At 51.9% G+C, this 13,083-nt stretch carries 10 protein-coding genes and 1 pseudogene; 1 reads left to right on the top strand and 10 read right to left on the bottom strand.

The window, feature by feature from the left end; genetic code table 11:
- Nucleotides 1-106 precede the first annotated feature (106 nt).
- From U5J94_RS07825 to U5J94_RS07805, 5 genes are all read right to left on the bottom strand, one after another.
- On the bottom strand, nucleotides 107-1,096 hold the full coding sequence (locus tag U5J94_RS07825) for an MBL fold metallo-hydrolase (RefSeq protein ID WP_322566476.1): 990 nt from the start codon (nucleotides 1,094-1,096) through the stop codon (nucleotides 107-109).
- 161 nt (nucleotides 1,097-1,257) lie between these two features.
- Nucleotides 1,258-2,097, bottom strand: a complete 840-nt coding sequence (locus U5J94_RS07820; RefSeq protein WP_322565084.1) for a RibD family protein — start codon at nucleotides 2,095-2,097, stop codon at nucleotides 1,258-1,260.
- A 32-nt stretch (nucleotides 2,098-2,129) separates the two neighbouring features.
- A complete protein-coding gene (locus U5J94_RS07815; RefSeq protein WP_322565083.1) occupies nucleotides 2,130-3,020 on the bottom strand; it encodes a phosphatase PAP2 family protein in 891 nt (296 codons plus the stop codon).
- Nucleotides 3,021-3,111: 91 nt separating this feature from the next.
- Complete coding sequence (locus U5J94_RS07810) at nucleotides 3,112-5,337, bottom strand: glycosyltransferase (protein WP_322565082.1); 2,226 nt, start codon at nucleotides 5,335-5,337, stop codon at nucleotides 3,112-3,114.
- Nucleotides 5,334-6,392 carry a lysylphosphatidylglycerol synthase transmembrane domain-containing protein gene (locus U5J94_RS07805; RefSeq protein WP_322565081.1) on the bottom strand — a complete coding sequence of 353 codons (1,059 nt, stop codon included), beginning with the start codon at nucleotides 6,390-6,392 and terminating at the stop codon, nucleotides 5,334-5,336. Before U5J94_RS07805 ends, U5J94_RS07810 begins: the two co-directional genes overlap by 4 nt.
- Before the next feature lie 346 nt (nucleotides 6,393-6,738).
- Between U5J94_RS07805 and U5J94_RS07800 the strand changes: the two genes are divergently transcribed.
- On the top strand, nucleotides 6,739-7,479 hold the full coding sequence (locus U5J94_RS07800) for a competence/damage-inducible protein A (RefSeq protein ID WP_322565080.1): 741 nt from the start codon (nucleotides 6,739-6,741) through the stop codon (nucleotides 7,477-7,479).
- Nucleotides 7,480-7,556: 77 nt separating this feature from the next.
- Here the strand turns inward: U5J94_RS07800 and U5J94_RS15285 are convergent.
- The 5 genes and pseudogenes from U5J94_RS15285 to hisC form a co-directional block, all read right to left on the bottom strand.
- A pseudogene (locus tag U5J94_RS15285) lies at nucleotides 7,557-8,511 on the bottom strand (PDC sensor domain-containing protein).
- Nucleotides 8,512-8,598: 87 nt separating this feature from the next.
- Nucleotides 8,599-8,766 (bottom strand): hypothetical protein, encoded by a 168-nt coding sequence (locus U5J94_RS07780; protein ID WP_322565076.1) that lies wholly within the window; start codon nucleotides 8,764-8,766, stop codon nucleotides 8,599-8,601.
- Nucleotides 8,767-9,037: 271 nt separating this feature from the next.
- Nucleotides 9,038-9,799: a hypothetical protein gene (locus U5J94_RS07775; RefSeq protein ID WP_322565075.1), complete on the bottom strand. Its 762-nt coding sequence runs from the start codon at nucleotides 9,797-9,799 to the stop codon at nucleotides 9,038-9,040.
- A 471-nt stretch (nucleotides 9,800-10,270) separates the two neighbouring features.
- Entirely contained in the window at nucleotides 10,271-10,573 is a 303-nt protein-coding gene (locus U5J94_RS07770; protein ID WP_322565074.1) for a hypothetical protein, read from the bottom strand.
- 1,433 nt (nucleotides 10,574-12,006) lie between these two features.
- Nucleotides 12,007-13,083, bottom strand: a complete 1,077-nt coding sequence (hisC, locus tag U5J94_RS07765; protein WP_322565073.1) for a histidinol-phosphate transaminase — start codon at nucleotides 13,081-13,083, stop codon at nucleotides 12,007-12,009.

The raw sequence follows: 13,083 nt of genomic DNA, 5'->3' as shown, positions 1-13,083 counted from the left end.
TTGGCGGCCGCACGCGCTTCATCCTCAATACGGGTGATATATTGTTCATTACAGGCACTGACGGTCTGCTTGAGCGTCTCCAGCAGAGGCGGTGATTTGCAAAGGTTTAATTAAAGGACGCCGTTTCCATTTCCAGGTAAATGCGATAGGCATTACCCCGGTTACTGGCATCAAAAGCCGGCATGTCTTCGTACTGTGACCAGTCTGTATTGCGATACGCCTCGTCAAACGGGACAAAATTCCCCGCCGCCGCGCCCATTTTCCGGCGCACGTATTTCAGATAGCCCTGGGTAAAGCTGATCGCCTCATGCACATCGTCGGAGGCATCACCATGCCCGGGAATGATAAAGCGCGGGGTCGGGTACATCTTGTCGAGATAGGCCAGCCCCTGCAGCCAGCGCTCGATATCCGTATCCGGGCTGTCCAGAAAGGGAATCCGCCCCTTGTAGATCACATCACCACTGAACAGCACGCCCAGCTCTTTGACCAGCATGATGCTGTCGCCCGGTGCATGCGCCGGCCCCATGTGCCGCACTTCGAAGGTCAGCCCGCCCTGCTCGAAGGTATAGTCTTTTTCAAAAGTCGTATCCGGCGCCACCAGGTAGGTATTCTCGTCGACCCAGGGAAACAACGCCTCGCGACGCTGCTCCAGCCGGCGCTGTGCCGCCTCGCCCTGGCTGGCGCGATCGCCGCCGATATAACCCAGCGCCAGTTGCTGGGCGATCACCTCGGGACTGCCGGCATGCTCGTCGAAGGCCTGCAGGCCGTAAATATGATCGGCATGGTAATGGCTGATCACCACGTGGGTGACCGGCTTGTCGGTCACCTCGCGGATCCGCTGCAGCATCCGGTAGCCCAGCGCCGGTGTGCCCAGCGCATCAAACACCACCACGCCCGCGTCGGTCACCACAAACCCGCCGTTAGAGGTATGCCCCTCGTTCACCGAATCGGGCACGCCCGACTCGCCGATAAGGTAATACACCGGCGCCTCCGGCACCTGGTGCAGCTCAAAGGGCAGACTGACCGCGCCGTAGGGTGTCTTGACCGGTTCGGCCAGGACCGAAAAGCTCATCAGAGCCAGAACAAATACAACCATACCACGCACGTTATTCACTCCCTTGCCCGGCGAACCGCCGGGACAACACATTTTATATAGTATAGGCCTAAACGTCCCCGCCCCCATACAGGCGAAGCGGGGTGATGCGGTTTGAACAGGGAGATCGCTGCCGTCACGACGCAGTGCCAGTAGGTTAGGCCTTATTTGAGTGCGTCATACACGGAAAAGAACTGGCTGCAACATTCCTCATTACCCTGATCGTAATAGAGCGCATTGAGCACAAAATCGACCGGCGGATCGAGCAGCTGGCCCTCGAGCAGGGTGTGATAGGAGGCCCCGCCGAGCAGGCGGTGGACCTGGGTCAGATACAGCCGGTTAATCACCCCGGCGGTCACCAGCGTCTCCAGCACCCCTGTGCCGGCGATCGAATAAATACAGCAAAAGCCCTCGGCCCGCAGCGCCTCGATCAACGCCCGGCCCTCCACCTTGCGCCCCTCCCCGGCGATCAACACTGTCGCCCCGGCAGAGCGCAACGTCCTGATCCGTTCGGGATCCGCCTGCGCCCCGGTGGCCACATACACCGGCCGCTCCAGCTGTTCGCACAACACCTCCAGTGGCAGATCCAGGCTGGCACTCAAAACCACCACCGCCGGCTGCGGCGCCAGCCCCTGCGCCCGGCGCCATTGGTGCAAATCCGCATAGGCCGGATCGTCACTCAGCGGCAACGCATCCTGCGCCTCCCCGGCGGCAAAATCCCGCACATAGCGCGCACTGGTCACCAGAATATCCGCCTGCGCCGCCAGCTCCTGGTACAACCGCCAGTCGCGCGGATTGGTAATCGCCGCCGGCACCCCCTTCTCCCCCGTCTCCGGGTGCGCAATCGCAATCCGCCCGTCCAGGCTTTCAATAAAGTTACTGTACACCAGCGGCGTCTCCTGCAACTGCGCCCGGTGCAGGGCGTGCTGCAGATACAGCCCCTCCAGGGCAACATCCTCCTCGCGGGAGGGAAACAGGCGGGTGAGAGAGTTACTGGTGTGCAATGTAGGGTTTCCGCGTGATATTGAAAAGGTCATTAGAATTTAATCCCTTCGCCATCTTTTTTCCAATTCATTTGATGCCGCCTGTGCTCGACGAGGGCAAAACCCAGCAGCAGCCAGAAGCCACCAACAAGGAAACCGGCCGCAATGTCACTCGCGTAATGCAGACTCAGGAGCATGCGACTGAAACCAACCAGAGCAATAAGCACAGCGGTCCAGTAGCTCACCTCGAATCGCTGGCGCACGCCGGAGAGATGGACAGCGAGGAGATAAGCGATAAAGCCATACACGGCCATAGCGCTTGTCGCATGGCCGCTGGGGAAAGAAGGCGTTACGGCAACAACGTCCGTGACGAATTCCGGTCGTGGCCTTGCGATCGCGTACTTGCCCGCATAAGTGGTAATCTGCGATCCGAGCAGGATCAGCCATAGCGGAGCGATCATATAAATGTGACTGTGCGCCCATAGCAGGCCTGTCGTAAAGAGCGCTACCGCGACCAGGGTCGCTGATCCGCCCAGATCGGTGATCCAGGCGAATAATGTGACAACCACATCCGTGCGAACTGTAGCCAGTTGCTGATTAAATCCCTCATCAAAGCGGACAAGTTCGTCCGCCTCGAAAAGTTCTTCTACCAATCCACCGAGCAGGGCGGCAATGTAGAGCGCCGCTATCACAACGAGCATCAGAGAAAGACCTGTAAACCGCTCTGGTGTCAGCCTGGCTTTCCGTAACTTTGTCGTCGCAGGAAACTTTGCCTTGATCTGCGATCCCGCGGCTGAGATATCATCTTGTTCCCGGGCTTGTTTGAGAAAAATTACCGTTTTGTCGAAAAAATGTGTAAAAAACCGGAGTCCCCACCAGGCAAGTAGACGAAGCACGAGGATCATCACAAGCATCGACAGAAAAACAACCACTGTCCAGGTCATCCATATCTCCGCCGGTTAATCCGGAAACGAAAAAGGTTATCACTCTTTTCTACGATAAATATCCATAATCCGTTTGCACATCAACCTTACCTTAGCGCAGGCGCTTCTTTGCATCCAGCGCCAGGGTGCTGGCATAAATGCTTCGCACATTCCTGGCAAACTGTTCCACGGAGAAATCAGCGGCGAAACCGAGTGCCTGTTTAGCCAGCTTATCGCGAAGCTCGTCATCTTCCAGCAATTTTTTCACCTGCGCACGCCAGAGATCCTGTTTTTCCGGCGTTTTAAAACCATTGAACCCGTGGCGAACCACGTCATCTATACCGCTGGAGCGTACAGTGACCACCGGCAGTCCGGCTGCCATGGCCTCCAAGATCACCATACCCTGAGTTTCGGATATGGAAGCAAAGAGGAACGCATCACCAAGCCGATACCAGATTGCCATATCCTCGGGCGGAACAGGACCCACAAGGGTGAACTGTTGTTTAAGCCCACGTTGATCTATCTTATTCTGCAGGCGATCTTTCTGATGACCGTCTCCGATCATCAGAAACCGGAAGGGAATATCCGTCTCCCTGCGCAGGACATCGATCGCCTCAATCATGAAGTCAATATTTTTCTCGTTGGATAACCGGGAGACGCTTATAAAGACCTTTTCATTTTCCAGACCCAGCTTCTTGCGTAATTGTTCAACATCTTTTTGGCTAACTTCCTGAAAGCGTTCGAATTCAATACCCGTTGGCTGAACAAAGGTCGGGGTCTTGACGCCAATCATCCGCAGGTATTCTTCGGTTGAATAAGTAGGCACAATCACGCCATCACATTTGTTCGCAAAGCGTTTGATCAGCGCGTGGGAGATCAGGTTGCGGAACAGCATGCCAGGTAGCGGAACAAAGTGAGCGTAGTGCTCCAGGCGGGTATGGTAGGTATAGATTGCCGGTATTTTTATCCGCCGGGCGATGAACAGACCCAGCGAGCCCAACCAGAACGGGTGGTGCAGATGAATAATATCCGGGTGGAAAGCACGAATACCCTTGCGGATATGTCCAGAAAAGATATTGGCCAGCCTAAACTCCTGCTTCTTTCCCAAGGCCAGCAGTGATGGTACTCGCAGGACATGATTTTCCACTTCCGGTTTCCGCTCGTATTGTGGCGCGACGATCAACAATATATCCCCGAGTTCCTGCAGCCCCCGCCGCAGCCGTTCTATCGAAAGAGGGACGCCTCCGATAAACGGCAGATAATTGTTGGTAAACATGGCCACTCGCAAAGGATGCTCCAGCCAGGGCGTCGGGTCCAGATCGTAATCAGGATAGTAATCCTTCCCAATGAAGATAACGCTATGGAGCTTGAGCGCGATGGCACCGAACATAGCCACAATTAGCAGAAAGTTAATATAGCCGGTATAAAACAGGGAATAGATAAAGAACCAGAAACTTTCCAGCTGCTTGAAAACAGGATGCAGGCCAACGTCCAGGCGCTCCAGGCTGTGACTCACCTTGCCTTTTTGGCTTACATTCACCCGGACCATATGATAGAAGCTGCTGTCATTGTTCATGACCAGCCCTCCTGCACCACCGGTAGTAATAAACCAGGTATTCCCAACGGCCTTTTCCGAGTACACGGACAGGTTGGAGGAAAAAACCCGGTCAATGTTGTGCTTATCCACGGCCCGAAGTAAGGCCTCCCGGAATTCCGGCGGGCCCAGGTAGTCCTCCGGTTGATCAAACGGGATATCTTTTTCAGGCTTGAACAACGGGTGACTAATGAACAGGAACCGGGCACCGGAGGCGTCCTGGTTCAACAAGTCGTTAAGCCAGCGAATCTGCCAACGCCATGGCGTTTTACCCGTGCTGTCCAGAAAAATCAGTCGGCTGTTACCAACCTTAATGCTATAAAAATGGGGGCCAAAATGGTCATAAAAACGGTGACTTCCGAAATCCTCATACTCATTGGCACCAAAGGTGAGAAGATAGGGGATGTTAAGGTGGCCCAGCGAGCCATGGAGGGCCTGATATTTATCTTCGCCACCACCGCTGACCGCATTCCCGGCTGAAACAAGAAAATCAATGCCAGAGGCATTCAGTTTGGGAATGATATAATCCTCAAAGACACCCACCGAATTATTGATATTACCCACCACCGCAAAGCTAAATGGCTTGTCATCCGTAATTTCACGATGAATTTTCTCAACCTGCTCTGTGTGCGCCCCCTGGAAATCTTCAACAAACAGATTCAGATAGGTTTTGTAGCCAACCAGCAAGAACACGGCCAGGAGACTGAGGTAGTACAACAACTTGAGAGGATTTCGAAAATTCACCTGACTCTCCGTTGATTAATGACAAGCTCCTTTTGCAATACTACCAGCCCAATGATCATACCCAGATAAATAGTCAAAAATCGCCAGCTCACGATCACCAGAAGCAGGTGATTACCGGATAGAATACCCTGGAAGAAGCTGCCGAAAACCCCCTCGGAAATACCCGCAGCACCAGGCGTTGGAGAAAAATACATGATAAACGTCGTTACTACCAGAAGACCCAGCGACACCAGATAATCCACATTGTAATCAAGACTATACATCAGCAGTGCAGGGAAACTGAACAGACTGAGCAGGAAAACCGCAGTAAACAGAATCGACAAACCGATAAACAGAAGTCGACCACGAATATAGTCACTGAAACTTTGGGAGAATCGCAGCATTTCTCTGCGCGCTTTGAATTGCCAGCGGCGGTGCCGCGTCTCACTGATGATATGAAACCGGCGAGCCCCCCGCAAGAGCGCACTGAGTGGTCCGATAAGCCAGTGAGCACGTAACAGCAGAACGATGAAAAACCCCAGATAAAGGACAATAAAAAAGGCCAGTGCAGTCTCTACACCTCCCGCGATCATATTCCCTTCCAGCGGTTTGAGTGTTAGCAAAAAAAATGGGGTCAGGGAAAATATGAATAGTATGGCAAGCACGGTTCGAATGGTTGTCGCGGCAGTAGCCCTGCCAACCGGGACCCCATGATTGTGCAAATACCAGATCTGGGCAAATCCGCCGCCGGTAGCCATGGGCGTGATATTTGAAAAAAACAGGTTGATAAACACCAACCGAAATATAGCCCTGTAAGCGAGGTGATGACCCAGGGCCCTGAGAGTAAAGTGCAGCCGCAACCCGTCTGACACGAAATAAACCAGCAATAACCCAAATAGCGCAATGAGGGTCTCAGGGGCAACAAGCCGGGTATCAAAGGTCATGCTGCGCCCGGCAAACTGCTCATAAACGGCATACAAGCCGGCAGCGGTCAGTACAACAAAGAGCAGACTGAATACAATCAGCCTTTGCCGGGACGCCCGTCTCGAATATTCAATCTCGCCAGAGTCAACCATGGGCTACATATCGGTATTCGAAACGAACAGCATAGGTTTCCCTGCTTTATATATGATGATGGATCAGGTTAGTGCAATAAGGGCTAATAAAATTTACTCATACCCGATCACCTCCCTGTAGGGTGGAACAAGCGAAGCGGTTCCACCTGAACCCGGGCAAAGCCTGGATCCGTTGCGTTGCTCCTTAATCCAGGCGACTCAGTAAAATGGACTGGTATTCGGAAAGCTTATTGAGATTTCAAATATTAACGCACATAGTTCTCGTTTGTCATCGCCCCTTTCTTGCTATTTATCCTGACCCGGAATTTAGCTTATAGTTCGATTAGCCAGCAAATTTGAGAACCACATGCAAATTGGTATTTTAATTATCGGTGATGAACTGTTGTCCGGCCGGCGCCAGGACAAACATCTGGCCCACGTGATAGGCGTACTGGCACAGCGCCACCTTGACCTGTCCTGGGCCCGCTACGTGGGCGACGATGAAACCAACCTGGTTGACAGCTTCCACGATATCGCCACCCGTGGCGATTTGTGCTTCAGCTTCGGCGGCATCGGCGCCACCCCGGACGACATCACCCGCCAGTGCGTGGCCAGGGCATTGAACCTGCCCATCGTCCGCCACCCCGGCGCCGTAAAAGAAATCGAGACCCAGTTCAGCGAGCGCGCCTATCCCAACCGTATCCGGATGGCCGACCTGCCAGAGGGTGCCGGACTCATTCCCAATCCCCGCAACCGCATCCCCGGCTTTTCCGTGGGCCACATCCACTGCCTGCCCGGCTTCCCGGAACTGGCCTGGCCGATGATGGAGTGGGTGATGGAGAACCACTACCCCGATCTGCACGGCGCCGAGACGACGCAGTATGTAATGAAAATCCACGACGGCCAGGAAAGCGAGCTGATCGCACTGATGGAGCAAATCCAGCGCGACTACCCGTCGCTCAAGGTGTCCAGCCTGCCGAGATTCCTGGCGAACGGGAAAAGTGAGATCGAAATGGGGATCAAGGGTGAGAAAGCCGAGGCGCAAGCGGCTTGCGAGGCGATCAAAACTGAACTGCTGGGGCGTGATCTGGAAGTAACGATGTTGTGAATTAAAAACTGAATTGAAAGCAATGTTTCGCTGGTGACGGGTTAAGCTTCACCCCCTCTTTCACCTTTTTCTCTGTTTTACAACGGATTGTCCGACCCGAGCCAGAAACCGAGATTCTTGTCCAGGAACTCCGACCACGGCATGTAATGGGAACCGTCACAGGAGAAATTCAACCCCACCATGCCATTGAAGATGTTGAGCGAGCCCGCGCGCAGATAGATGTTTTCGTCCATGAAGCGCAGATCCCGAAACGTGCGAAACACCTCCTTCACACGCTCCGCCGGGATCACCGCCTCGTCAGAGTAGCTATGCTGCGACCAGGCCAGGCAGATCGCCGGATCGGTGAGATCCTCGATATCCAGGATACGGTAACGGAAAGGGTCTTCGATCAACCACAGGGTGGCCCGGGAACTGGAGAAATGCAGCTTGCATGGAATACCCCATGGACCTCCACCAGCTCCGTTACCAGCGGCAGGACTTCATCGATACGCTGATCCATCAGACTCTCGGCACGCTGTTGCAGGAACAGTCCGCCCCGAATCGCCGGATCGCCCTTGATCTGCATCCACTGCTCCGGCTCTTTATAGACCTGCCGCGTCAGGGGTAATTCACGCAGATCGAAATCCGCCCCAGGTAACCCAGCAACCGGCCCTCGGCATCAAGGATACGCTGAACCGCAGTGAGTGACGGGCGCCGGGCGTTGCGGCTGATATAGGCATTGGACAGTGAGAAATCCTCACCATTCAGCGCCTCGGCCATGTACGGCCGCTCGCTGCGATCGCGCCCGAAACTCTCCGGCAACAGCCCGTCGTAGCTCACATTGGACGTGACCTGGTGTGCCTTCTCATCCAGGATGTAAAGGTATTTACAATAAGGCAACGCCTCGTAGCCCCGAACCAGGCAGGCCTCCAGCCTCTCGCGATCCGGCCATACCGCCCGGCAGGCGTCCGCCAGATGATCCAGCCGCCCCGACAGACGGCTGCGCAGCAACATGCGCTGGCTGGCAACGGCAGTTTGTAATGCTTCACCCATAGCGGGACATACTAAAGATAAACCGTGCCGAAAGGCAATATTCTCTAATAGTGGAAATGGCCAATCTTTAACACCTGGTTCCCCTGCTTAGTAACCGTACCCACCAAGGCCACCCATAAAGCCGGCAATAAGTGCAAATAATAAGGCAAGTATGATAATCGCAGGGATAGACGCGATTGCCCATTTCACCATAAACACCACCATAGAGATGAAAGGCATCCTGATATCTATAACAACAACGTTTTCCTTCTCCATTTTGACCTCCTTCTTATGCTATTTATACTTGATAAAGCAATAGCGCTTTAACAAGACAACTTTCTTTTACAGTTGTAGTTATGAGCCAAGAAAATAAATCTGTCACCTTTTTTCTCTTTTTTAGGGTGAGCTCACTTCGTTCTCGCTCGCCCACTTGACAGGCGACGACTTATGGGCGACCCCTTTCTTGATATCAGGATCAGGTATTTCTTTTGACTTCAGATAGGCAAAAGGCAAGACCTGACCCCGTTAGCGGGCCACCCCTTTTGCTTTACCTCTTATGCATCTCTTCCAAGCGCTTTAGAATGGCTGCCTTTGCCGTCTTGTGGCTATCAGGAATTTTTTCAACCTTAGCTTCTAGTTCATTGAGCTCTTGCACTCCAATCTGGTCGCCAGATTCCTTTAATAAATCAAGGGATTCATTAAGAATATTTATCGCGCCTGAGATTTTCCAATCGTAACCAATTGATATTGCACAATCGATAAGATTACCACTTACACTTACGGCATTGATTGGTACAGGACGTTTTTGCCAACGCTTAACATCGGCAGATAATGATTCATATTGAAGATCTAATACATCAGCCGATAATCGTCTTATTCTTCCGCGGACTTTACTGATCTTTTCTTCAGATACTTCACCAGCCACTTTCCGCAGATTTTTATCCACTTCGGCTAGCTTTTCATCTATGCGCTCAGAAAGCTCCCTTGATGAATCTCTAATAGATCCCTCAAGATCATTCTTGATAGATTTAATCTCATTTTTCAATACTCTTGAGCTCTGAACCCAGTTAAACCCAATTAAAACAACTGTCAATGCACCTAAAGCACTTAGAGCCCATATTACAATAGACAAAAAATCGTCATTATAATCACGAATTACTGCAAATTGGCTTTCTAACTTGTCAATCTGACGCGTATCTTCCAATGAAACATCTTGAGTCGGTACATGTTCAGTTGGCTTTATTTCAGTTTTACTATTGGCAGTCTCTGCAAGACATAACAAGAGAAGCGAAACCATAAATATTCTCATAACCTCCCCCTTTATATACAAAAACAATTATATATATGAAAAATAAATCTGCCCCCTTTTTACTATGTTCTAGACATTGGTTTCTGAAATGTATTTCACTGTGTTGAGAATAACGAGCATTTTTCACCAGCACCTTATATTCTTTCGTAACTATTCTATAGAAAAACCAGAATTATGCTTATTTAAAGGGTTATTTTCGCCATAAACGATTTTAAGGTAATTATCTTCCGTACAGTAAATCTTATTTTGTGTTTTTAACTCGTGCGGCCAAGAATATTCTGACACGGCCAACTGCCTAATCGCGCCATTAGCTGTACACTTCAAATTGTAAAGAAAGGTGTCGGAGGGATTTAATTTTAACCAACCCTAGAGAATTGTTCATTTTTTAATCTCTCCGACACCTTTTTTCTAGAAGTGTTTGACGCGTGTGTTTTTGCGCGTCGAACTCGACCCTTTTGCTGGAGGATTCAGTTATTTGTTTAGTGGTATACATTGATACTTACCAGGCAATGTTGACAAAGAAGGAGCTGCGTTGTAAACCTTGACCAAGGCTTCACATACCGCTTTATCGTCAGCATACCCATGAATAGTAATCGAGTGATCTTTACCTGCGACCCCATCCTTGACAAAAGCATAATCTGGTGAATTACCAACCTTATTTTTAGAGAAAAATTGTTGAACATCCTCCTGATCGGCAGCAGTAGCAGGTAAATAAATACTTGAAATAATCACTAGTGAGATAACACAAGAGATAGTTTTTAGTAATCGCATCATTATTCTCTTATGTCCTCTAACGATTTGCATAAATTGCAGAGGGGTACGCAATGTCCCCGAGAAGCGAGTGAGAGATAGCGAACGAATTGATGCAGTTGTTAGTAATTATTCGCATGACGATTTAATAACGTAGTTGTTAGCGTCAAACCTGAACGTAATATTGTTTTTGGGCGACTTTTCATCAATGACAGTGCGATCTGATTGTACAAAATTGTGGCCCATTTCATCAAATTGGCATGACAAAGATGTGCCGCTATCTAGGCCGTAAAATATTAGTGAACACTTGTACGTTGTGCCCGGTAGTTTAAAGTGCTTTGTTTCACCAGATGCTTTCACAGGAAGATTAAATTCTTCTTGAATTGTATATTTTGTATCCCTTACAACGTCATATATTCGAACAAAACAGTTCACCGCATCAGACCAGCAGGGAACTGATATTGAAAATAAAAAGAAAGTAACAATAAGTCGGTACATTTTCTATCAATTCTACCTAACAAGTTAAATAGACGGCCGTTCATCTAAATCTAGATAAAGCTGAAATTACGAACGAAATCCGAAAAATATGAGAATTGCCCCTAATCCTAGCAGGGCCGAAGAGCTTTTTCGAGGTTGGCAGGGAATCGTTTTGTCGAGACATCAGGGTTTCCCCTACCTTATCCAGTCTGTTTTTGATCCCGTTAGACGCCGCCGAGCATCGCAGTGGAAGGAGGATCAGCCCGCAGGGTGGCGGCAGGGAAGCCGCCACTCGCCAGTCGGCACAGGGACGTGCCGTCTGGCGAGCCCGACTGGAGCGAGAAGCGCAGGGAACCGGTTTAGCCATTGGAAATGGCTGAACCGGCGGCGTCTTTCGGGCGCGTTTTCTTTGGTTCGTTTCGTTGTCGCGTTACAACGAAATGAACCCGAGGTGCGCTGGCGGGTCAGCGCTTTCGAGATTCAGCTCGCCCGGAGGGCGAACATTTAGATAGGAAGGTGGATTCGGCAACAATCGCCGACACAGTCGCCTCCCACGAGAGCCCGCTTTCAAGATCAAGTCCGCCCGCAGGGCGAACCTCTTGGACAGACTGGATTGTCTCGCCACATCCCTGTAGCTCGCCCTGCGGGCGCACTAAAGTGCGACCAAATTTGTTCCCGACAAATTTGTCCGGCCTGCGCCGGAGTGACGGAGCCCCAGGGCGATCATTTCCGGATTACCCGCGACGTGCTTTATCGGGGCTACATGCTATGTATACAAAGTCAGGTGCGTAGAACGCACCCTACATTGTCCCCTTTGCGTTCTCCGCGCCTTTGCGCCCTTTGCGTTATTTCCAGAGGCATGCGGACACAGGAACTGCCCGATACCGCTTTGCTCTATCGGGCCTACGTACTTCGCTGCGCTCGCAATGACGGGGCAAATTCGGGAGATTGCTTCGCGCTGCTCGCAATGACAGCGAGTATTAGAGAACCTTCTTCAACGCCGCGAGAAACGCCGCGTTCTCTTCGGGCGTGCCGACGGTGACGCGCAGGCAATCCTTCAACAGCCCGCCGGCCTTGTCGAGGTTTTTGATCAACACACCCTCGCCTTTCAGCCCCTCGAAAATCGCCGTGGCTTTGCCGGGTCGGGTGCGGAACAGGATGAAGTTCGCCTTGCTGGGATAGACGGTCAAACCATCAATCTTGTTCAGCTCGGCATACAACGTTTCCCGATCGGCACAGATCTGATCGGTCTGGGCATCTAAAACATCCCGATTCTGCAATGCGAATTCGGCGCTGGCCTGGGTGAGGCTGCTGATGTTATATGGCAGGCGCACCTTGTCGAATTCGTTGAGCCACGCCGGGTTGCCGGCCAGCAGGCCCAGCCGCAAACCGGCCAGGCCCATCTTGGAGACGGTGCGCATCACCAGCATGTTCTCGTGCTCGGTGACCTCGCCCATGAACGAGTCGCCGGCGAAGGCGTGATAGGCCTCGTCGATGATCACCAGTCCCGGCGCGGCGTCGATGATCTTTTTAATATCATTCTTGTCGAACAGGTTACCGGTCGGGTTGTTGGGATAGGCCAGGAACACCACCGCCGGCTGGTACTGTTCGATAGCGTGCAGGACCTCGAAGCTGTCCAGCGCGAAATCGTCCTGCAGCGGCACACCGATGTACTGCATGTCGGTGAAGGTGGCGATCATGTGGTACATGACAAAACCCGGCTCTACCGACAGCACGCTGCGTTGTTCGTCGGCCAGGGTCATGAGGATCATCTGGATGATCTCATCCGAGCCGTTACCAAGTAATATCTCCGCCCCGGCGGGCACGGCCATCGCCTCGCGCAGGTGTTGTTTCAAACTGGATGCGGAGGGATCGGGATAGCGGTTGAGTTCTACCTGGCGCACGACGTCCAGCCATTGATCGAGCAGCGCATCGGGCCAGCGATAGGGGTTTTCCATCGCATCGAGTTTGATGAAACCTTTGGCCGGCGGCACGTGATAGGCGTGCAGGCCGCGGATCGCGGGGCGGATCCATTTGTCGATGCGCGAGCCGGTCAT

Source organism: Thiohalophilus sp. (assembly GCF_034522235.1).
GTDB lineage: Bacteria > Pseudomonadota > Gammaproteobacteria > UBA6429 > Thiohalophilaceae > Thiohalophilus.
Note: the sequence above shows the minus strand (reverse complement) of the source record. Positions and strands in the feature narration are given on the sequence as shown.

Bases quoted from the DNA above. Each gene is read 5' to 3' on its own strand.
- hisC (WP_322565073.1), bottom strand. From the start codon at position 13,083: ATGACCGGCTCGCGCATCGACAAATGGATCCGCCCCGCGATCCGCGGC.
- U5J94_RS07815 (WP_322565083.1), bottom strand. From the start codon at position 3,020: ATGACCTGGACAGTGGTTGTTTTTCTGTCGATGCTTGTGATGATCCTC.
- U5J94_RS07775 (WP_322565075.1), bottom strand. From the start codon at position 9,799: ATGAGAATATTTATGGTTTCGCTTCTCTTGTTATGTCTTGCAGAGACT.
- U5J94_RS07770 (WP_322565074.1), bottom strand. From the start codon at position 10,573: ATGATGCGATTACTAAAAACTATCTCTTGTGTTATCTCACTAGTGATT.
- U5J94_RS07825 (WP_322566476.1), bottom strand. From the start codon at position 1,096: ATGGTTGTATTTGTTCTGGCTCTGATGAGCTTTTCGGTCCTGGCCGAA.
- U5J94_RS07805 (WP_322565081.1), bottom strand. From the start codon at position 6,392: ATGGTTGACTCTGGCGAGATTGAATATTCGAGACGGGCGTCCCGGCAA.
- U5J94_RS07800 (WP_322565080.1), top strand. From the start codon at position 6,739: ATGCAAATTGGTATTTTAATTATCGGTGATGAACTGTTGTCCGGCCGG.
- U5J94_RS07780 (WP_322565076.1), bottom strand. From the start codon at position 8,766: ATGGAGAAGGAAAACGTTGTTGTTATAGATATCAGGATGCCTTTCATC.